At 57.7% G+C, this 20,697-nt stretch carries 16 protein-coding genes; 6 read left to right on the top strand and 10 right to left on the bottom strand.

What is annotated here, in order from left to right; all coding sequences use genetic code 11:
• Positions 1-18: 18 nt before the first annotated feature.
• Positions 19-1,050: an anthranilate 1,2-dioxygenase electron transfer component AntC gene (gene antC, locus CKW20_RS23075; RefSeq protein ID WP_095054952.1), complete on the top strand. Its 1,032-nt coding sequence runs from the start codon at positions 19-21 to the stop codon at positions 1,048-1,050.
• A gap of 89 nt (positions 1,051-1,139) precedes the next feature.
• On the opposite strand, the gene CKW20_RS23070 is transcribed toward antC, so the two are convergent.
• The 7 genes from CKW20_RS23070 to CKW20_RS23040 all read right to left on the bottom strand — a co-directional run bounded on the left by CKW20_RS23070 (position 1,140) and on the right by CKW20_RS23040 (position 8,266).
• Positions 1,140-2,687 (bottom strand): PAS domain-containing methyl-accepting chemotaxis protein, encoded by a 1,548-nt coding sequence (locus tag CKW20_RS23070; RefSeq protein WP_095054951.1) that lies wholly within the window; start codon positions 2,685-2,687, stop codon positions 1,140-1,142.
• Between the two features lie 101 nt (positions 2,688-2,788).
• Positions 2,789-3,736 (bottom strand): transporter, encoded by a 948-nt coding sequence (locus CKW20_RS23065; protein WP_095054950.1) that lies wholly within the window; start codon positions 3,734-3,736, stop codon positions 2,789-2,791.
• A 43-nt stretch (positions 3,737-3,779) separates the two neighbouring features.
• Complete coding sequence (locus CKW20_RS23060) at positions 3,780-4,322, bottom strand: flavin reductase family protein (RefSeq protein WP_095054949.1); 543 nt, start codon at positions 4,320-4,322, stop codon at positions 3,780-3,782.
• 25 nt (positions 4,323-4,347) lie between these two features.
• Positions 4,348-5,586, bottom strand: a complete 1,239-nt coding sequence (locus CKW20_RS23055; protein WP_095054948.1) for a styrene monooxygenase/indole monooxygenase family protein — start codon at positions 5,584-5,586, stop codon at positions 4,348-4,350.
• A 79-nt stretch (positions 5,587-5,665) separates the two neighbouring features.
• Complete coding sequence (locus tag CKW20_RS23050; RefSeq protein WP_095054947.1) at positions 5,666-6,451, bottom strand: SDR family oxidoreductase; 786 nt, start codon at positions 6,449-6,451, stop codon at positions 5,666-5,668.
• A 10-nt stretch (positions 6,452-6,461) separates the two neighbouring features.
• Positions 6,462-7,706, bottom strand: coding sequence for a dienelactone hydrolase family protein (locus tag CKW20_RS23045; protein ID WP_095054946.1), 1,245 nt, complete (start codon positions 7,704-7,706; stop codon positions 6,462-6,464).
• Between the two features lie 17 nt (positions 7,707-7,723).
• Positions 7,724-8,266, bottom strand: coding sequence for a lecithin retinol acyltransferase family protein (locus CKW20_RS23040; RefSeq protein WP_095054945.1), 543 nt, complete (start codon positions 8,264-8,266; stop codon positions 7,724-7,726).
• 418 nt (positions 8,267-8,684) lie between these two features.
• On the opposite strand from CKW20_RS23040, the gene CKW20_RS23035 reads away from it, so the two are divergent.
• The 4 genes from CKW20_RS23035 (at position 8,685) to CKW20_RS23020 (ending at position 15,952) form a co-directional block, all read left to right on the top strand.
• A complete protein-coding gene (locus CKW20_RS23035) occupies positions 8,685-9,710 on the top strand; it encodes an AraC family transcriptional regulator (protein ID WP_095054944.1) in 1,026 nt (341 codons plus the stop codon).
• A 363-nt stretch (positions 9,711-10,073) separates the two neighbouring features.
• Positions 10,074-11,327, top strand: a complete 1,254-nt coding sequence (gene mexE, locus CKW20_RS23030; RefSeq protein ID WP_095054943.1) for a multidrug efflux RND transporter periplasmic adaptor subunit MexE — start codon at positions 10,074-10,076, stop codon at positions 11,325-11,327.
• Positions 11,328-11,342: 15 nt separating this feature from the next.
• The gene (locus CKW20_RS23025) at positions 11,343-14,534 is read left to right on the top strand and encodes an efflux RND transporter permease subunit (RefSeq protein ID WP_095054942.1); all 3,192 of its coding nucleotides are present in this window, start codon (positions 11,343-11,345) and stop codon (positions 14,532-14,534) included.
• Complete coding sequence (locus CKW20_RS23020) at positions 14,531-15,952, top strand: efflux transporter outer membrane subunit (protein ID WP_095054941.1); 1,422 nt, start codon at positions 14,531-14,533, stop codon at positions 15,950-15,952. Before CKW20_RS23025 ends, CKW20_RS23020 begins: the two co-directional genes overlap by 4 nt.
• 202 nt (positions 15,953-16,154) lie before the next feature.
• On the opposite strand, the gene CKW20_RS23015 is transcribed toward CKW20_RS23020, so the two are convergent.
• The 3 genes from CKW20_RS23015 to CKW20_RS23005 are packed head-to-tail and all read right to left on the bottom strand — an operon-like array spanning position 16,155 to position 19,462.
• Positions 16,155-17,120: an HlyD family secretion protein gene (locus CKW20_RS23015; protein WP_095054940.1), complete on the bottom strand. Its 966-nt coding sequence runs from the start codon at positions 17,118-17,120 to the stop codon at positions 16,155-16,157.
• A 4-nt stretch (positions 17,121-17,124) separates the two neighbouring features.
• Entirely contained in the window at positions 17,125-17,325 is a 201-nt protein-coding gene (locus tag CKW20_RS23010; RefSeq protein ID WP_038983381.1) for a DUF1656 domain-containing protein, read from the bottom strand.
• On the bottom strand, positions 17,315-19,462 hold the full coding sequence (locus CKW20_RS23005; protein ID WP_095054939.1) for an FUSC family protein: 2,148 nt from the start codon (positions 19,460-19,462) through the stop codon (positions 17,315-17,317). Before CKW20_RS23005 ends, CKW20_RS23010 begins: the two co-directional genes overlap by 11 nt.
• Positions 19,463-19,638: 176 nt before the next feature.
• Between CKW20_RS23005 and CKW20_RS23000 the strand changes: the two genes are divergently transcribed.
• Entirely contained in the window at positions 19,639-20,694 is a 1,056-nt protein-coding gene (locus CKW20_RS23000; protein WP_095054938.1) for a tetratricopeptide repeat protein, read from the top strand.
• Positions 20,695-20,697 lie beyond the last annotated feature (3 nt).

Here is a 20,697-nt window from a genome sequence, read left to right as displayed (position 1 = left end):
GCTGCGGGGCACCTTGTCATGAACCATAAAGTCGCTTTCAGCTTCGCAGATGGCAAGACCTCGTTCTTCGAGGTCAAACCAAACGAACTGCTGCTCGACGCCGCGCTGCGCAATGGCGTGAACATTCCGCTGGATTGTCGCGAAGGTGTCTGTGGCACCTGCCAGGGCCGCTGCGAATCAGGTCAATTCACTCAAGATTATGTCGATGACGAGGCTTTGTCCGAACACGATCTGGCACAGCGCAAAATGCTCTCTTGCCAGACCCGAGTGCAATCGGATGCCTCGTTCTATTTCGACTTCGATTCGAGCTTGTGCAACGCTGGGGCAACTCAATTATTGCAAGCGGTGATTACCCGTGTGGAGCAGGTTTCAGCCACTACCGCGATACTTCATATCGACGCTAGCTCCAGCCCGCAGCAGCTGGATTTTCTCCCAGGGCAATACGCACGATTGCATGTACCTGGAACCAGTGAGTGGCGCTCCTACTCTTTCGCCAACCGGCCCAATCCCACTAACCAGCTTCAATTTCTCATCCGGCTTCTGCCTGATGGAGTGATGAGCAACTTCATCCGTGAACATTGCCAACCCGGTCAAATCATCGAGTTCGAGGCCCCTCTGGGTAGTTTTTATCTACGCCAAGTGACCAAGCCTCTGGTACTGGTGGCAGGAGGAACCGGCCTGTCGGCCTTCCTCGGGATGCTGGATAACATCGCGGAAAAGGGTGGCTGCGGACACCCGATCCAGCTGTTCTATGGTGTCACGCAGGACAATGATCTCTGCGAAACCCAACGGTTGGCGGGCTATCGCGAACGCATCGCTGATTTCGACTACCACCTTATCGTGTCGAAGCCATCAGAGCAGTGGAAAGGAAAAACTGGATGGATTCCTGATCACTTTGATCGGAATGCGTTTGAGGCTGATCCATTCGACATTTATTTGTGCGGCCCTCCTCCAATGGTCGAAGCGGTCAAGACCTGGTTCAACGAGCAGCAAATAGAAAGATTCCAGATGTTTTACGAGAAATTCATCGAGAGCAATTCAAAACATTAAGAACCGAGGGGAGTATCTGGAATCAACCCGATACTCCCCTGCTGTTTTATCAATTGTCTGGTCCCGCTCAATTCCCCTTCCCTAAAAACTCAACGATCAAAACGCTCCGCCAGATTTCGTAGCACCTCGGCCTGAGTTTTCAAGTCCTCACCAATTCTTTGACCATCCAAAGCCTTATCGACGCTCTGTTTCGATAGCTCAGCCACTTGCAGAACCTGCTGTGACAAGCTCTCCACCACTTGTGATTGCTGCTCCATGGCAGAGGCAATCTGCATGCTCATGCCCGATATTTGAGTCAACGAGGAATTCACTCCAGCCAGATTTCCTTGCACCGACACCACTTCACGAGTGCTGTGTTGTGCAAATTCTCGACCCTCATCGGTCAGTTGGACGGTACGTTCGGTAGCATCACGCAGTTGCAGCAAGAGCGGTTGAATTTGCTCGGTTGCTTCCTGGGTGCGTGTTGCCAGTTGCCGAACCTCGTCGGCAACAACACTGAACCCCCTGCCCGCTTCGCCAGCGCGAGCAGCTTCAATGGCAGCATTCAAAGCCAGCAAATTAGTTTGCCCAGCAATCGAACTAATAATGTTGGTGATTGCGCCAATGGACTCCGTGGAACTGGCCAACTGTTGAACCGCCACTGCAATATCCCCGACGGAGGTGTTGAGTTGCTGCATTGCATCAAGGCTCTTGCCGGACAATTGCTCGCCATGGCTGGCGAGCCTGACAGCTTCTTGGGTGGCCAGATTTGTTGCCTGAACATTACTGGCGACCTCTTGGATAGTGGCTGCCAATTCGCTGAGGGCGGTTACTGATAAGTCGGTTTCATCACGCTGACGTTCAAGACGCTGAGTTTCGGCCTGGATCAACTGAGCAAGCTCGACTACCCGCTGCTCAACGACGCCTCCGGTCGTCCCGATTCGCGACAACGCACTTTGCAGGCGGCTTTCTTCCGCCACCAGGGCCATTTCCATTAACGCTGCAGCCCCTGGCGCATGACTGTAAATGTTGGCGGTTAACGAGTCGGCAAATGCTTTGGGATGGGCAACTAAAATCTGCTTGATGGCACGGGACTGTCGCCAGTCCTGGAGACCCGCTATAACGGTCAATCCAGCCATCATCACAGCACTCCGGGCCCAAAAAGAATCCAGCTGCCAAAGACCTGCCGACAACACTAATCCTAGAGGCAAGCTCGGCAATGCAGATCCCACCAGTCGATTGAGACGAGAGCCCCAGTGAAGAATTACCCCACCAGAACTTAACCGCGAATAGAGCTTTTCTGCACGCTCGATTTGCGCTTGCGACGGTGAGCTATAGACAGCCCCATAGGCCTCAATCCCATCGGCGCCGAACACCGGTTTTATGTAGACATTCAACCAATAGGTTGAGCCATCCTTGCGCCGATTCTTCAACAGCCCCATCCAGGGCTTTCGTTGTTGCAGCGCACTCCACAGGCTACTGAAAATGTGTGCGGGCATATCTGGATGTTTAAGAAGACTGCTTGATTGTTGCAACAGTTCCTGACTCGTATACCCGCTAAGTTTGATAAAAGCTTCGCTACCGTGGGTGATGCGCCCCTGTAGGTCGGTACGACATATCAGGACTGTATTGTCAGAGGAAGTACGAGGTGCGGACATGACTGAAAAGGTCCCAAAAAAGGAAAAAAAAAGCCTGCCCATAAGGGCAGGCAGAAGACCAAAGTAATAGGAAGCTACGGAGCACGATGACTGCGGTGGTCTTAAAAGTGATGGACGTAGCGCATTTGCACGCGACTACCCTCGGGACGGTTCTCGACGTCCTGTTCGAAGTACGCGTTCAAAAAAACATGATCGTCCTTGGAGAAGCTGTACATCGCCCCCGGACCAATGGCCCATACCTTTTCACGACGACCGGAAACCTCATGACCATCGACTTTGGTATCGGTGATTTGCTTTAGCCAATAGCCGTTGATACCCAGGCGCAGCTGCGGCGTCACCGCATACTCGGTAGCAAAGTTTGCATGCAGGGCCTGGCCAGCTTGAACATCATCGGCGCCACCAAACCCCGGGCCCGGATCATCATTCTTGCCGTTATAAAGATAGTGAGCCCGAACCGACGCCGTCCACTTTGGGGTAAACCAATAAGTGGCCGCCCAATAGGGGTCAAACGACCAAGCGTTAGCGCCGGGGTTGATGTCATGTTTATTGTCGTATTTACCGGTCGGAACATTGACCTGCAACTCGATGCGGTGCGCGAAACGCGGCCCATCCGGCCCCATGATCGGATCAAACTGGATCATCGGGCCTAACAGAAGATCACCCAGACCACTTTGAGCCTTTATCGCCGCATTATTCAGTCCGTCATCAACATCCATGCTGGTCACAAAAGGCAGCACAGCGTTCATGCCCAGAGTTGCATTACCCAAGCGAAGATCGGAAAAATAGCTGACTTGAGTCACTGCGACCTGATAATCCAGTTCTTGTTTGGGCAAACCCAGTGCCTTGCCATTTTGATCTCGAAAACGATTAGCGCTGTAGTTCTGGAAGTATTCCTGAAAGTACCAACCCGGTCCGGCTGGCGGGGCACCGTCAAGGAAACTGGTCAAACCCAGATTGACCACCGGCAAGTCATACGCCTGCGCCGGTTCAACTCCCAAGAGGCCAGGGCCCAGCACGCACACCGATAGCAGTTTTATTTTTGTTTTCATAACGCTCTCCACTTGCAGCAAGGCTAAAGGCAAGACTCCTGACTTATCGACTCAACCCGGGATGCTCTGCGGCCACTCGATACTGCCCGCAGTGAAACACCAGCGGTTCCCCTGCACCGTGGCGGTAGTGCTCGATTTGCCCAAGGAAAATCAGATGGTCACCGCCCTCGTACTGAGTGACATTGCGGCAGACCAGCGTCGCGATTACACCCTCGATAAGCGGTACCCCGGCCTCCCCGGCCGTGAAGGCCACACCGGAGAACTTGTCGGGTGCAGGTCGTGCAAAACGTCCGGAAATATCGTGCTGATCAGCCCCCAAAACGTTGATCGCAAAGTGGCTACAGGAGAGGTAGTCCACCAGACTCGGAGCGTTGCGAGAAATGCTCCAAAGTATCAGTGGAGGATCGAGCGAGACCGACGAAAACGAATTCGCGGTCATGCCAACATTGCGCCCATCGGTTGTGCGCGTAGTGATGACGGTAACACCCGTGGCAAATTGCCCGAGGAGATTGCGCAGTTCGCGCGGATCGCAATCCTGTGCGTTGACCAGATCATGCTCGATGGATTCTGCGGTAAGTGCATTCATGATGAACTCCTGGCTCGATGGCGGCTCAAGCGGCCTGACGAGTCTTTTTCTGAATAAAGGCCTGGCAAGACTGGGCGTCGAACCACCAAGGTGCAAAGGTGCGTGGATCATCGAAACCATTGGCGATAGCCGATGCCAGCGGTTGCGACTGGCTCGCGGCACCGAGCAGTTCGAGCAGGTGCTGAGGCGGTGGCGTCAGCATGGTGTTGGTCCACTTGACCACATGCTGGGCATAGCTCCAGTACTGCTCGAAAGTGTCGTGCATCCAGTCAGGGCCAAAATCTTGCGCGCCACGAGCGACAATCGCATCCAGGTAAACCTTGCTGCACTTGGCGGCATTGTTCGAACCCTGGCCGGTAATCGGGTCGTTGACGACCAGAGCATCGGCCATGCCAAAGACCTTGCGACCAGACGGCAGCGTCAATACCGGTTTGCGCACCATCGGCGTGAACCTGCCGGACAAGAAGCCCTTGTCATCGGTCATTTCCACGGAACGGCAGCGTTCGGCTTCCCAAGGGACGTAGCGATTGACCAGCTCAAGGCTTTTCTCGAAATGTTGCTCGGCAGACGTAATCCCCTGCCAGCAGTCCATCGGCCCGCCCGGAATGCCTTCGAAGACCATGATTTCGCAAGGTCCGGTGGTCGTCAGGCAAGGAAACACAAAGTACTCACCTACACCGGGAATCAGGTTGAAGCTGACCCGGGAAAACGGCGACATCGGTGTCATGCCCTTCACATAGGTCAATGACAGCGCCCTTTGCGGTTGCTGAAACTGAGTCCGCTCGGCATCTTTTTCAAACAGATTGACGATTTCGCCCTTACCCGCCGCCAGCAGTACCAGGTCATGAGTGGTCGACAAAAGCTCCAACTCGGCCACACCGACATCCTGGATAATGACCTCGCCGCCACGCTTCACGACCTCGTCCATCCAGACCGGCATTTTCAGGCGCTGATCGACTGATTGGGCGTAGCGATCCAGCCGGGTACTCCAGCTGAACAGTGGCTCATTCGGCTTCTCTGGGTCAGGCACTGCCAGACCAATACCTTCTACGGCCGGGCACTGGTCTTCCCAAAAATTCAGGCCCAAATCACGCTCACTTTGCAGAGCGGCGTTGAACATGCACTGACTGGACATCACTTTACCGTTGCGAATGTCCTCGCCATTACGATTAGTGGCCAGGGTCACATGGTAGCCCTTGGCGAGCAGGCCTAGAGCGAGTTGCAGGCCGGCTTGACCGGCTCCGACGATGGCGATTCGACGCATTGTTATTCTCCTGGTTATCGACGGTTACAGGTGCAGCATTCGGCAGTCGCCGAACAGGGTTTCTTGTTAGTGTTCTGTGTCACTCAGCAAGCCTTGGTATCGCCGGCAGGTTCTGTTCCGGTCCCATGACCGAGTAGCCCCCATCGACGGCATAATCCGCGCCCGTCACAAAGCTGGCGGCTGGCGAACATAGAAACGCCACCACATTGGCCACTTCGCCGGGTTCTCCCAGGCGGCCCAACAGGTGATAGGAAGCGGCGACTGCATCAGCCTTTTCGCGGTTACCGCCACTGGCTTGGTCGATCACCCGTGACCAGGTCCAGCCAGGCGACACCGAATTAACGCGGATACCGTCGGCGGCCAGGTCCATAGCCATGCAGCGAGTCAGCTGCACCATGGCGGCCTTCGAAACTGGGTAGAGCCAACGCCCGGTCTGGGCACACTTGGCCGAGATGGAAGTGAAATTGACAATCGCACCATGTCGGGCTTTAAGGTCCTGATGCACCGCTTGAGTCAGTGCTACGGCCGAAACCAGGTTCACATCCAGCGCCTGCAACCAATCCTGGCGGCTGGAAGCAAAGCCCTGATCGCTGTAAGTGCAGGCCAGATTAATCAACAGGTCGACCCCACCAAAACGTGCCCGAACGTCTTCGACTGCATGCGTAATGAGTTCGTCATCCGTTACATCGAGATGAAAAAATGCGGCTCGCTCACCGAGCTCGGCGGCGGCCTTGAGACCCGCTTCACGATCGATATCGAACAGCGCAACGACAGCGCCTGCGTCCATCAGCGCTCGAGCGACGGCGGAACCAATCAGGGTCGCGCCACCGCTGATCACTGCAACCTTGTTCTGTAGATGAGACATGGTTATCCCCTTAAACCGACTTGTCGGCGCTGGAAGCCCAACCAGGCATCAACGTATTGGAAGGCAGTGATTCATCGAGCAGTTTCTGGGCGGTCACCACACCGGCCACCGGCAACCCTGCCGGGTCAAGCAGGCCGATCTGAACCAGCACGCTGGCCTGATCCCAGTAGATGTGTTCGTGATAGAGCTTCGGCCCGCGGAACTTGACTACGCCAAGCATCGGGATCTCGACGTAGCGCCCGGTGGGTGCCACCCCGGGAAGCATCCAGTCGATCTCGGAGTCATGGGTAAAGCTCATGATGAATTCATCGACGATCTGTGACGCACCGACGGTGCGAGACAGCGGCGTCAACGCCATATCCTTGGGGTTGCCGTGGACGAAGTGATGCAGGTAGAAGCGGCTCAACTCTTTGGCACCCACGCCGCCGGTCATGGTCGGAATGTGGTTGACGTAAGGCTCAGCGACCATGGTAGCCATGGTGGCAGGTACGTCCCGGGTATCGAACTCGTGACGTACATGCTCATCCCACAGGTCAGAGAGGTTGTAGTCTGGCCCTAGCTCCCTGCGTAATGCAGCAACAGTCCGCTCGTGGGCCAGAAGCGCTGATGGCTTGTGGTAGTGATGACCGTTGGGGCGAGCGAACGCGTGGTCAACGCCCGGATAAACGTAGAGTTCAACACCCTTTTTATCGTAGAGGGCCTCCCTGATCGCGGAGCGGGCCTCTGCTGGACAGAACTGATCCTGTTCGGCCATATGAAGCACCAGACGCCCTTGAAGTCCTTCAATTTCCGAGAGCGCGGTTTCAATCCCTACGCCGTAGTAGCCAACAGCACAGGCCACCTCAGGCAACCGACAGGCCGCCAGGTAAGCCAGTTTGCCGCCCAGGCAATAGCCGACAACGCCCAGGTCCCCCGGCTTACATTGGGGCAATGACTCCAAAGCCTTCAGACTGGCACGGATATCATCAATGCCCAGCGCCTCGTCGAAACCCTGATAGAGCGCATAGGCACGACCAAACTCCACTTCGGTGTAACCTAAATCGACACCAGGCTCTTGGCGCCAGTACAGGTCCGGAACCAGCACCGTATAACCTTCCTCGGCCAACAGGTCGGCAACTTCACGCATAGCCTGGTTAACGCCGAAAATTTCCTGACAAAGCACCACACCCGGACCACGACCATCGATAGAGGTCGCCAGGTAAGCCTGGAACTGACCGCCGGACGGAACCGGCACGCTGATATATTGGCCTTTCATCTCGAATCTCCAAGGGTTCAGGAACGTTGGAGGTGATATTGGGCACCTTCTGCTGCACCGACTATCCGCTGAGTGCAATGCTTGTCCGAGGCCTGCAGGAAGTTGTCTGGCAGGCTTTGCAGCACCAACCGCAGCAGTGCCAATGGATGGGTCATGAAGCCTCGAACCTGTTCGCTACTGCTTTTGCCGTACAGGCACCAGTTACAGAAGTGCTCGCAATTATTAGTCAGCAACCGGTAATGATTTTCCCCCAGGCGCGAGAGTGCCCGGCGGATCACTTCCTCACCGTCGAACTGAGACAAAGAGGCATCGTCGACCCACACCTGTTGCCCGCCAGCAAAACAGTCCAGCGCCAATACTTCGATCGGACCGACCTGAAAACCTTTATGAAAGCCTGCGTAGTGCACGACTCGATGCCCGCCCAGATAAATTCCATGGTGGTAGTAACGACGTCTTGAAGTGATGAGATGACTGCCAGGCTGAACGTCGGCGTTTTCCAAGTCATCCCAGTTGCGCCATTGATGATTGCCCGGGGCTGGCGGTGTATGGGTAATGTTCATGGCGTTCACCTCCCGTCTGGCGGCTTCAACGAATCAACAAGCGTTGAAGTCATGGTGCGACCCTGCCCTTGCCAGCACTATCCATCTGATGCTGTCGTTGTCCGGGGGCTGCGAAAATGTGTCGGCGCCTTCAGCACATTCACCGAACAGGTATGCCTCGCCCCTCCAGAAAAGTTGGACGTCCAGGATTTGCGGGAGGATTCTAAGAATTACCGACTACGCCACGCTCCGTCAGAGTGCCACTGTCGTCGCTTGGCACACCAATTGCTGGCTTAGGCAGACAGCCCGATAAGGGCACAAAAAGAAACGGACATGCACACGGGTTATCCGGATAACGCAGCGATCATCCAGATCCTGCAAAACCCGGGTAACACCACGTGCGACATGCCTTGATATCGTGCATGCAACTGAGGTGACCATGAGTCAGAATCTCATCGCACAGCGCTGCGCCAGCCTTTTCGACAGTGCGTCGTTGTTCACCCCGGAAAACCAATTGTTCCTGCTCAATGATCTGGAGGGCATCCGCGAAGGCGTCAGCGGCGTCTTCAAAAACCACGAACTGCGCTGCATCGACAGCACCGAGCGGGTCAGCGCACGGATGCACCATATCAACCGTGGACGACTGTCCTTGAACCGACTGGAATACGGCGTCAACGTCTTTATCGATCCAGGTCGCCTCGAGGATTTTTTCCTGATCCAGGTACCCATTAAGGGACGAGCACGCATTCAGTGCGCAGGACATGACTTCATCTCCACGCCGGAACGGGCCTCGCTGATCTCCCCCAATCTGCCGTTGTCGATGAGTTGGGACGCCAACGCGCCACAATTGGCCTTGAGGATTGAGCGCAGTGAAGTCGAATACCATTGCGTCCAGCATTTGGGACACAATTTGGACAGACCGTTGGAGTTCGATCCAGAACTCGACCTGACCACACCTGGAGGTCACTACTTTCTCCAGCTAATCGGCATTCTGGCGGACGCAATCAAGCTGGATGATCATCCACTGCACCATTCGCTGGTACTCAAGCAATTCGAGTCAATGCTGATCAATGCTCTGGTTTATGGTCAGCCCAACAATCTTCGAGAACGCCTGGACTGTGCCAGCAACAAAGCGCCTTTACCCCACTTCGTCAAAAGAACCGAAGAGTTCATGCGCGCTCACGCCGACCAACCGCTGAGTATCGAGCAATTGGCCGAACATGCCGGTGTGAGCGTTCGCACGCTATTTGCCGGCTTCCGCGACTTTTGCGATACCACGCCCATGGCCTACTTGCGCAACTTACGGCTGGAACAAGTGCACCTTGAACTGAGCCGTCAGCAACAAGAAGATTCGGTCACAGATATCGCCTTCAAATGGGGTTTTGCTCATTTAGGGCGATTCGCACAGGAATATAAAAGACGCTACGGTGAAGCCCCCTCAACAACGCTCAGATTCCGCAGCTGAACTCAGAGAGCACAGGCAGAATTGACCGAACCTGCGAGGCTGGTTTGATTTTTGTATTGGGCTGACGGCCTCTTCGCGGGCAAGCCTCGCTCCTACAGGGGATTTCATTAGCACCGTAATTCCTGTAGGAGCGAGGCTTGCCCGCGAAAGCCGCGACACGGTTTCAAGCCAACCTCTTACACTCCCTGCAACACTGAATTGTCATCATTTCATTTGATAGCCCACTCATGGAAGGTGCATGCTAGAGGGCTCCCTTTGGGCTTATATCATTCCGAATGATAGTTACCTTCGCCCCATTCGATTCGTGCCCTACACACCCGCCAAGCATCATCCGTCCATCTCAATACATTGGCGGATGCATCCATGGAACATTCACTCAAACATTTGCGCTTCCCCTTGGCCCTGTTGGCCGTGCTGGTGATGAGTGCCTGCGGCAAGACCCCGGACGCAGCCGCCACCATGCCCGCGGCCAAAGTCAGCGTGGCCAAGGTGCTGGAACAACCGGTCAACGAGTGGGACGAATTCACCGGGCGCCTTGAAGCGCCGGAAACGGTAGAAATTCGTCCACGGGTTTCCGGCCAGATCGATGACGTGGCCTTCACCGAAGGCGCGCTGGTCAAGAAAGGCGATCTGTTGTTCCAGATTGACCCGCGCCCATTCCAGGCTGAGGTCCGCCGCCTCGAAGCCCTGGTTGCCCAAGCTCGCGCCACCGCCACCCGCAGCGAAAACGAAGCCCAACGCGGCGAACGTCTGCGCATCAGCAATGCGATTTCCGCCGAACTCGCCGACTCGCGCACCAGCGCGGCTCAAGAAGCTCGCGCCGCCGTCGGCGCCCTCCAGGCCCAACTGGACCTGGCCAAACTGAACCTGAGCTTCACCCGCGTCACTGCGCCTATCAGTGGCCGTGTCAGTCGCGCGGAAATCACCGCCGGCAACCTCGTTACCGCCGATACCACCGCACTGACCAGCGTGGTGTCCACCGACAAGGTCTACGCCTACTTCGACGCCGACGAACGTGTGTTCCTCAAATACACCCAGCTCGCCCGCCAGGGCCAACGCGGCGCAACCACGCCGGTTTACCTCGGCCTGTCCAATGAAGACGGCAACCCGCACCAGGGCCAGATGAACTTTGTCGACAATCAGGTCAACCCGCAGACCGGCACCATCCGCGGTCGTGCGGTGTTCGACAACAGCGACGGCACCTACACCCCGGGCCTTTATGCACGCCTGAAACTGGTGGGCAGCGGCACTTACTCCGCCATGTTGATCAATGACGAAGCGGTCGGCACCGACCTGGGTAAAAAGTTCGTGCTGGTGATGGATGCCGACAACAAAACGACTTACCGCCCCGTCGAGTTGGGTCCGAAGATCGAAGGGCTGCGCATCGTGCGCAGCGGCCTGAACAAGGACGACACCATCATCGTCAAGGGCTTGCAACGGGTTCGCCCTGGCTCACCGGTCACCCCTGAAGTGATCCCGATGGCCAGCGAACAAACCCTCGCAGCTCTGGCTCAACAACGACAAGCGCTGGAAGCCAGCAACCTGCCCCAAGTCGCACCTGCCAAGGTCGCGCCGGGCACGGTTGTGAAAGTGGCTGCTGCGACTCCACGCGGTTAAGGGACAACGACTCCGATGAATTTTTCCCAATTCTTCATTTCACGGCCGATCTTTGCAGCGGTACTGTCGCTGCTGATCCTGATCGCCGGTGCCATCTCGCTGTTCCAGTTGCCGATCAGCGAATACCCGGAAGTCGTGCCGCCGACCGTGGTGGTGCGTGCCAACTTCCCGGGCGCCAACCCTAAAGTCATCGGTGAAACCGTGGCCGCTCCTTTGGAGCAAGCCATCACCGGCGTCGAGAACATGCTGTACATGTCCTCGCAGTCCACCGCTGACGGCAAGATCACCCTGACCATCACCTTCGCCCTGGGCACTGACCTGGATAACGCGCAGGTACAGGTTCAGAACCGCGTGACCCGTACCGAGCCCAAACTTCCCGAGGAAGTGACGCGCATCGGTATCACCGTCGACAAGGCGTCGCCCGACCTGACCATGGTTGTGCACTTGACCTCGCCGGACAAACGCTACGACATGCTCTACCTGTCCAACTACGCCTTGCTCAATATCAAGGATGAGCTGGCGCGTCTGGGTGGTGTCGGTGATGTGCAGCTGTTCGGGATGGGCGATTACTCGCTGCGGGTGTGGCTCGATCCGAACAAGACCGCTTCGCGTAACCTGACCGCCACCGATGTGGTCACTGCGATTCGTGAACAAAACCGTCAAGTGGCGGCCGGTGCCCTGGGCGCTCCGCCTGCGCCGAATGCCACTGCGTTCCAGCTGTCGGTCAACACCCAAGGCCGTCTGGTTTCCGAGGAAGAGTTCGAGAACATCATCATTCGCTCCGGCGAAAATGGTGAAATCACTCGCCTGAAAGACATCGCTCGCGTCGAACTCGGCTCCAGCCAATATGCCCTGCGTTCCTTGCTGAACAACCAGCCGGCGGTGGCGATCCCGATCTTCCAGCGCCCTGGCTCCAACGCGATCCAGATCTCCAACGACGTTCGGGAGAAAATGGCCGAGCTGAAGAAGAACTTCCCGGAAGGCATGGACTTCAGCATCGTCTATGACCCGACGATCTTCGTGCGCGGTTCCATCGAGGCGGTGGTTCACACCCTCTTCGAAGCGCTGATCCTGGTTGTGCTGGTGGTGATCCTGTTCCTGCAAACCTGGCGCGCCTCGATCATCCCGTTGGTGGCGGTGCCGGTTTCGCTGATCGGTACGTTTGCCGTGATGCACCTGTTCGGCTTCTCGTTGAACGCCCTGTCGCTGTTCGGATTGGTACTGGCCATCGGTATCGTGGTCGACGATGCGATTGTGGTGGTGGAGAACGTCGAGCGAAACATCGGGCTCGGATTAACCCCTGTAGAAGCCACCAAGCGTGCGATGCGCGAAGTGACCGGTCCGATCATTGCGACGGCGCTGGTGCTGTGTGCGGTGTTTATCCCGGCCGCGTTCATCTCCGGCTTGACCGGGCAGTTCTATAAACAGTTCGCCCTCACCATTGCGATCTCCACGGTGATCTCGGCCTTCAACTCGCTGACCTTGTCGCCAGCGCTGGCCGCCGTGTTGCTCAAGAGCCACGACGCGCCGAAAGACCGTTTCTCCAAGGTTCTGGACAAGATCTTTGGCGGCTGGTTGTTCCGTCCGTTCAACCGCTTCTTTGACAAGGCCAGCCATGGTTATGTCGGCACCGTGGGCCGGGTTATCCGCAGCAGCGGTATCGCCCTGCTGGTGTACGCCGGCCTGATGGTGTTGACGTTCTTCGGTTTCTCCAATACCCCGACCGGTTTCGTACCCGGCCAGGACAAGCAATACCTGGTGGCCTTCGCGCAACTGCCGGATGCCGCGAGCCTGGACCGTACCGAAGACGTGATCAAGCGCATGTCCGATCTGGCCCTGAAACAGCCTGGCGTGGAAAGCGCCGTGGCCTTCCCGGGTCTGTCGATCAATGGTTTCACCAACAGCCCGAACGCCGGCATCGTCTTCGTCACCCTGAAACCGTTCGACCAGCGTAAGGATCCGAGCATGTCCGCCGGTGCGATTGCCGGTGCATTGAACGGCCAGTACGCCGGGATTCAGGAAGCCTACATGGCGATCTTCCCGCCACCGCCGGTACAAGGCCTGGGGACTATTGGCGGTTTCCGCCTGCAGATCGAGGACCGGGGCAACCTGGGTTATGACGAGCTGTACAAAGAAACCATGAACATCATCACCAAAAGCCACAGCGTGCCGGAACTGGCCGGTCTGTTCACCAGTTACACCGTGAACGTGCCGCAGGTCGATGCCGCCATCGACCGGGAAAAAGCCAAGACCCACGGCGTGGCCGTCAGCGACATCTTCGACACCCTGCAGATCTATCTGGGTTCGCTGTATGCCAACGACTTCAACCGCTTCGGTCGCACCTATCAGGTCAACGTTCAGGCTGAGCAGCAGTTCCGTCTCGAATCGGACCAGATCGGTCAGTTGAAAGTGCGTAACAACCGGGGCGAGATGATTCCGCTGGCGACCTTCATCAAGGTCAGCGACACCTCGGGCCCGGACCGGGTGATGCACTACAACGGTTTCATCACCGCGGAAATCAACGGTGCAGCAGCCCCCGGCTACAGCTCTGGCCAGGCCGAGAAAGCCATCGAGAAACTGCTCAAGGACGAATTGCCCAACGGCATGACCTACGAGTGGACCGACCTGACCTACCAGCAAATTCTGTCCGGCAACACCGCGCTGTTCGTATTCCCGCTCTGCGTACTGCTGGCGTTCCTGGTGCTCGCGGCGCAATACGAAAGCTGGAGCCTGCCACTGGCGGTGATCCTGATCGTACCGATGACCCTGCTGTCGGCCATTACCGGTGTGATTGCTTCGGGCGGCGACAACAACATCTTCACCCAGATCGGCTTGATCGTACTGGTGGGCCTGGCGTGCAAGAACGCGATTCTGATCGTCGAGTTTGCCAAGGATAAACAGGAAGAAGGCCTCGGCCCGCTGGCAGCGGTGCTGGAAGCTTGCCGCCTGCGTCTGCGGCCGATCCTGATGACCTCCTTCGCGTTCATCATGGGTGTTGTGCCTCTGGTTTTCTCCAGCGGTGCCGGTGCCGAAATGCGTCATGCCATGGGTGTGGCGGTGTTCTCCGGGATGCTCGGGGTGACCTTCTTCGGTCTGTTGCTGACGCCGGTGTTCTACGTACTGATTCGCAACTTTGTAGAGCGCGGTGAAGCGCGCAAAGCGGCCAAGGCGCTGAAACTGGAAAAGCAACTGGAGGCGCAACAATGAGCCTGAAAGCCTTCCTGCCGAGCCTTCTGGTACTGGCCCTGAGTGCCTGCGCCGTTGGCCCGGATTACAAAACCCCAGCGACGGAGGCGGCCAACATCACGGCCGCCACCGATGGCAGCGCCGGTCAGAAGAACTTCGACCGCGCCCGTTTCGAAGGCATCTGGTGGCAGCAGTTCGACGATCCGACCCTCAACCAGTTGGTGACGCAATCCTTGCAAGGCAACCGCGATTTGCGCGTGGCCTTCGCTCGCTGGAAAGCAGCCCGGGCGATTCGTGATGACGTCAGCAATGACGCCATGCCGACCATCACTAGCCGCGCCAGCAGTGATCTGGCCAAAGGGCAGATTCCCGGCCAGACCACCGACCGGGTCAGCAGTGAACGCTATGACCTGGGCCTGGACATGGCCTGGGAGCTGGACTTGTTCGGTCGCATCCAGCGCAACCTGGAATCCAGCGATGCCGAGCAGCAGGCCGCCGAAGCCGATCTTTACCAACTGCAAGTCACCATGATTGCCGAACTGGTGGACGCCTACGGTCAACTGCGTGGCGCACAGCTACGGGAAAAGATCGCCCTGGCCAACCTGAACAACCAGCAGGAATCACGCAAGATCACCGAAAGCCTGCGTGATGCCGGTGTCGGCGATCAGCTGGACGTGGTTCGCGCCGATGCGCGCTTGGCCTCTGTCGAAGCCAGCGTGCCGCAGCTGCAGGCCGAACAGGTGCGTCAGCGCAACCGCATCGCCACCCTGCTGGGTGAGCGTCCGGACAAACTGAGCGTCGACCTGAGTCCAAAAGACCTGCCGGCAATCGCCAAGGCCCTGCCGATCGGTGATCCGGGCGAACTGCTGCAACGGCGTCCGGACATCCGCAGCGCCGAACGCCAACTGGCGGCCGCCACCGCCCGTATCGGCGTGGCCAAGGCTGACTTGTTCCCACGGGTCAGCCTCAGCGGCTTCCTCGGCTTCACTGCGGGACGCGGTTCGCAGATCGGTTCCTCGGCGGCCAACGCCTGGGCACTGGGCCCAAGCATCACCTGGGCGGCGTTCGACCTGGGCAGCGTGCGCGCCCGTTTGCGCGGTGCCGATGCTGAAGCCGAAGGCGCCTTGGCGACCTACGAGCAGCAAGTACTGTTGGCGTTGGAAGAGTCGGAAAACGCCTTCAGCGATTACGGCAAACGTCAGCAGCGCCTGATCTCGCTGATTCGTCAAAGCGAATCAAGCCGCGCCGCTGCCGATCTCGCCGATATTCGCTACCGCGAAGGCACCGTGGACTTCCTCGTACTGCTCGATGCTCAGCGTGAGCGCCTGGCAGCGGAAGACACCCAGGCCCAGGCCGAAGTCGATTTGTATCGCGGCATTGTCGCCATCTACAAAGCCCTCGGCGGCGGCTGGCAACCAGAGACAGTCGCCAGCAAGTAACGTTTTAAAGAGCTCCTTTGGTTGGCCGCAATCAACCAATTCTTTTGCCCCGCGCCTCATTCGGTCGTGGGGCTTTTTTTTTGTTGGTCTTTAATTCAACACATATCCCTGTAGGAGCGAGGCTTGCCCGCGAAGAATGCACTGCGGTTTTTCAGGTATTACGCGTCATCGTTCTTCGCGGGCAAGCCTCGCTCCTACAGGGTTAGTGGGCAGTCTCGTTATCTCGGTTTTCCTCAACGGTCACCGTAGCCGTGGTCCCGGCACGCAGGCGGTTTTTGGCGGCATAGTCAGCATCGATCTGAATCCGCACCGGCACCCGTTGCGCCAGCTTGACCCAGGTGTAACTGGGGTTGATGTTGGCCAGCAGACGACTGCCGGGGGAATTCTCGCGGTCGGCGATAGCAAAAGCGATGCTTTGCACGGTGCCGCCGAAAGTCTCGCCGCTCATCAACTCGACCCTGACCCGGTCGCCCTCCTCGATTCGTGGCAGCTTTGTTTCTTCAAAGTAGCCGCTGATATAAAACGAGTCGCTGTCCACCAGCGCCAACAACGCCCCTCCGGCAATGGCGTAATCACCCTGACGCGTCAGCAGGTTGGTCACGTAACCACTGACAGGCGATGCGACCCGCGTGCGCTGCAAGTCCAGTTCGGCCTGGGTCAATGCAGCGATCGCCAGTTGCACGTTGGCCTGTGCCAGACCCAGATTGGCCTGATTGCGCAACAGCTCCGCCTGCGCCACAGCCACTTCGGTACTGGATTTTTCCCATTCTTCGCCAGAGATCGCGAAACGCTGTTTGAGGGTTCGACGGCGATGCTCTTCGCTTTGACGCTGCCTGAGCAGCGCTTCGCTGGCGACAATCGTCGCTTCAGACTGGCCCAGCGTGGCTTTTGCCACTTCCACCGCGCGCTTGGCATGCTCCACTGCCAGCGTATAACGAGCAGGGTCGATCTCCAGCAGCAACTGGCCTTTCTCAACATGCTGGTTGTCTTGAACACTCAGGCTGACGATGCGCCCCGAGACATCGGCGGACAACGTCACCACATCGGCGCGAACCCGCGCATCCCGAGTCCAGGGCGCGCGGGTGTAATGTTCCCAGGCGAACCAGCCGAGGATAAAGGCCAGCAACACCATCGCCACAGTCACGAGTCGGGCAAGGATCTTCTTCAAGGCATCAAGCTCCCATCACCAGAATCAGCGTCGCGCAAACGCACGCGTACAGCGCGCCTTCGAACAAGGCCTCATGCCAGACAAAACGCAGCACGCCAAAGCGGCGCAAGATCCAGTCCAGTAGCAGGAAAATCGGCAGGGCCAGCAATAATGCCTGGGCAATCGGCGGCAAGTAGACGCCGCCCAATTCAAAATCAATGGGCAAGGGCTGGCTCTCCTTCCGTTTGGGCGGGTTGAAAGTATTGGCGATGTCGCTCCAGAAACGACACCACGATCAACAACGCCACGCGCATCCTGAATACCGACCACAGGTGTTCATGAACGTCTAAATGCAAATCGTCCATTTCATCGCCCAAGACATGCAAGTTTCCGAGCAACTGCTCAAGGTCAATCCCGGGCCGCCCGGCGATCAATCGGCCTGTCTCACGGACGGCAGCCAGCAAACGGTTTTGCTGCTCCGTGCTCAGCAACGTGTTGCTTTGCCCCTGTTGCCTGAGCTGGTTCAAGGCCACACCGAGTGCCATGCACCCTAAGCTGACTTCGAACAGCTCGCTAGAGTGCTTGTCGTTGGTAGCCGGCAATAATCCCAACATCATGGTCAGGCGATCGACCATACGGCTTTCAAACGCAAATTGTTGTTCATCGGTGGCCGGCGTCTTCAGCAAAGCGTAAACCTGCTCGCAGTTTTCATTGAACAGCCGGCGTATCCGCAAAACGGGCCTGAACGGGAAGATCAAGGCGTAGACACTGAGCGCCAGCGCGGAGGCGCTGATGTACGCACCGGCAAACTCGAACCACTGAATGGCAGTGTTTTGGCCGACACCTACGTTTTGCGGGCCCAGCAACAGTATTGTCGTTAGCCCAAGACCGATGCCTGTGCCAGTGGTTGGCGGACTGGCCAGCCCCACCGCGACCGCATACAGCAATGGGGCAAGTAACAAGGCGAGTAATTCGAAATCACTGATCATCGGTACCAACATGAACAGATAGAGCGCCGACACTACCAAGGCCAGGCCCAGTCCCCTGGCAAAGCTTTGCGCGGCCAGCAACGGCCGCGGAAAAGTCGCCATCAGCGAACAGAGAATCCCTACCACAATCATCCCGCCACGGGCCCCCTCCCAAGCGGTCTCGATCCAGATCAGACCGGCCACCAGCAACGCGGTAAAGGCCCGGATTGCATTCATTGCCGCCAACGTGAAGTCCAGATGCAGCGGATTGTCCTGGCCACGGAACACGCAACTGGCTTCACGCCCTTCCTGGATCGCGTCGCTTAGTTCCAGAATCTGCGCCAGTTGCTCTAGCATCCGTGCCTGTTCCCAGCGCAGTGCCCAGGCCAATGAACGCAGGGTGGCAGGCATCGTCTCGGTGAGTTGTTCGGCCTTGTAGGCCTGGTCATCGAAACGCTGTTGCAGCGCCGCGAAATGGTGCCGTGCCTCGCTCGACAATGAGCGCCCTTGCAGGGCCAATTCATCGAGAAACGCCAGTTCTTCGGCGCGCAAACGCTGTATCTCTTCCGGCAACGCTCCTTCCCAGCGTTCGGTGAGCAGTAGCCGCTGGTGACGCAGGGCCGTCAACCGCGAAGTCAGCAGCACCAGCTGATTGCCAAGCAATTGCACCAGACCATTGGCGCTGCGCAACCGTGGGGCATCGTAATATAAATGCCGACGTACCCCCTCCAGAGCGCTGATTGCACCGAGCAGTTGCATCTGCCGCCGATGGAAATCGGCCTCGCTTTCTTCGGTTCGGATGACGGCAGCAGCGTGGGTCGCGAGCAGCTTGATGACCTGATCGATCCTGGCGAAGTAATCCCGTGCCACAGCTTCCGGCCGCGCCGTGAGAAGGCTGACCACGCACACGCAAGCCACCGCCAACAGCGTCTCGGTCACACGAGTGACAGCCAGCAGGAACGTACCGTCCTGATCGGGCACCGCCAGCAGCGCCACGACTACCGCCGTGTACCCACTCAGAACAAAGGCCTGGGAACTGGTGTAGCGCAACAAGGTGCCCCCAGCAGTACAGAATGCCAACCACAAGGCCAGGGTGAGGATGAAAGGCAGGGGCGCCTGGGGAAAGATCGCCATGATCAACACCGCCACGACGGCTCCAAACGTGGTGCCGATGACCTGGCCGAAACTTCGGGCCAGGGCCATGCCAGCCAACGGCTGGCTGACGATGATCACCGCCATGATCGACCACTTGGGCTGCTCAAGGTCGAACAGGAAGGCCAGGTACAACGTCAGCAGTCCGGCCACAATGGTCCTCAGGGCGAACAGCAGCACCTCTCGTCCGGGGTTGAGTATCGCCTTGAAATATTGAAGCAGTGGTTGCATGGGAGCGCTCATCGAGTCATATCCAGCAAGCGTAGTCATTGCTTCAGTGCCTCGACAGGTTTCAATATCGACAAGACCTGTAGGCAAATTCACCGACGACTACGTGCTGAATCAAGCTTGGATTTGACTCACAACCCGGCCTGACCGAAGCTGATAGCTTGCCAAATGTTGCCACTCTCGGATTCTGCATGCCCAAGTCACGCCGTTACCTGATCATCAGTCTCTCTATCCTGTTTGCCATCGGCCTTGCGTGGGCGTTCCTGCGCAGCACCACTCCTGTCGTGCCAGAGGCGATCAAGCGCGGTTACAGCGAAGCGCTGGCGGCGGCCCGAAACGGTCAACCGGGCGCCGCGCGGGTGCTTTATCAACAACTGGGACGCCCGGATATTTCGCCCAAGCGGCGCGTCTGGCTGCATGCAGAGTTGCCCAATTACCCCAGTTCCGTCGCCCTGAAACTGGCCGATGCGGATTTGCAGCATGAATCACCCGAAGTGCGCATTGCGGCGATCAAAAGCATCAGCGGATTTATACCCAGTGGTCAGCGCAGCCTGTTGCTGGGGCCGTTGCTCGATGACAGTGACCAGAACGTACGGTTTGCCGCAGTCAATGCCTTGCTGGGGCTTTCGCCGGATGACCTCGGCTTGTATTTCGGACCGCTGGAACAGGCCATCGATGCCTGGCAGCAAGCACTCAAAAACGCGCCGCAAAGCGCTGACAACCAGTATCAACTGGCTCGTCTGCATCTGCACAATGCTGAATTCAAGGAGGCGCAGCAGGCGCTTGAAAACACCTTGCGCCTGGCGCCGGACAACCTGCCGGCGGTGGTAATGCAGATTGAAGTGCTTGATAAACTGGGGCAGAACGACGCTGCCCGACAATTGTTGGCCAAACAACTCAAGGCGCAACCCGATTCGGCCTATTTGCAACATGCCCTGGGATTGTGGCTGTTGCATCACGGTCAAAGCGAATTCGCTTTGCTCGGCCTGTCCAAAGCCGTGGAGCTTGAGCCGAACAACAAGGATTACCGCTACGACCTGGCCACCACGCTGCATGGTGAGCAGGAGCTGGAAGCGGCGCAGAACCAGCTACAGGAAATCGTCCAGCGTCACCCGGCCGATCGCAAGGCGCGCGTGCTGCTGATCAACTATTGGAAAGAAAGCGGACAGTTGCAGAACGTGCAGATCCTGTTGGCACAGCTGGAGCAGCTCAACCCGGATGACCCGGCGTTGCAACAAGGGCTTTAACCT

This window comes from Pseudomonas sp. Irchel s3b2, from assembly GCF_900187445.1.
GTDB lineage: Bacteria > Pseudomonadota > Gammaproteobacteria > Pseudomonadales > Pseudomonadaceae > Aquipseudomonas.
Note: the sequence above shows the minus strand (reverse complement) of the source record. Positions and strands in the feature narration are given on the sequence as shown.

Coding starts and splice junctions, on each gene's coding strand:
- antC (WP_095054952.1), top strand. CDS start 19: ATGAACCATAAAGTCGCTTTCAGCTTCGCAGATGGCAAGACCTCGTTC.
- CKW20_RS23070 (WP_095054951.1), bottom strand. CDS start 2,687: ATGTCCGCACCTCGTACTTCCTCTGACAATACAGTCCTGATATGTCGT.
- CKW20_RS23065 (WP_095054950.1), bottom strand. CDS start 3,736: ATGAAAACAAAAATAAAACTGCTATCGGTGTGCGTGCTGGGCCCTGGC.
- CKW20_RS23060 (WP_095054949.1), bottom strand. CDS start 4,322: ATGAATGCACTTACCGCAGAATCCATCGAGCATGATCTGGTCAACGCA.
- CKW20_RS23055 (WP_095054948.1), bottom strand. CDS start 5,586: ATGCGTCGAATCGCCATCGTCGGAGCCGGTCAAGCCGGCCTGCAACTC.
- CKW20_RS23050 (WP_095054947.1), bottom strand. CDS start 6,451: ATGTCTCATCTACAGAACAAGGTTGCAGTGATCAGCGGTGGCGCGACC.
- CKW20_RS23045 (WP_095054946.1), bottom strand. CDS start 7,706: ATGAAAGGCCAATATATCAGCGTGCCGGTTCCGTCCGGCGGTCAGTTC.
- CKW20_RS23040 (WP_095054945.1), bottom strand. CDS start 8,266: ATGAACATTACCCATACACCGCCAGCCCCGGGCAATCATCAATGGCGC.
- CKW20_RS23035 (WP_095054944.1), top strand. CDS start 8,685: ATGAGTCAGAATCTCATCGCACAGCGCTGCGCCAGCCTTTTCGACAGT.
- mexE (WP_095054943.1), top strand. CDS start 10,074: ATGGAACATTCACTCAAACATTTGCGCTTCCCCTTGGCCCTGTTGGCC.
- CKW20_RS23025 (WP_095054942.1), top strand. CDS start 11,343: ATGAATTTTTCCCAATTCTTCATTTCACGGCCGATCTTTGCAGCGGTA.
- CKW20_RS23020 (WP_095054941.1), top strand. CDS start 14,531: ATGAGCCTGAAAGCCTTCCTGCCGAGCCTTCTGGTACTGGCCCTGAGT.
- CKW20_RS23005 (WP_095054939.1), bottom strand. CDS start 19,462: ATGAGCGCTCCCATGCAACCACTGCTTCAATATTTCAAGGCGATACTC.
- CKW20_RS23000 (WP_095054938.1), top strand. CDS start 19,639: ATGCCCAAGTCACGCCGTTACCTGATCATCAGTCTCTCTATCCTGTTT.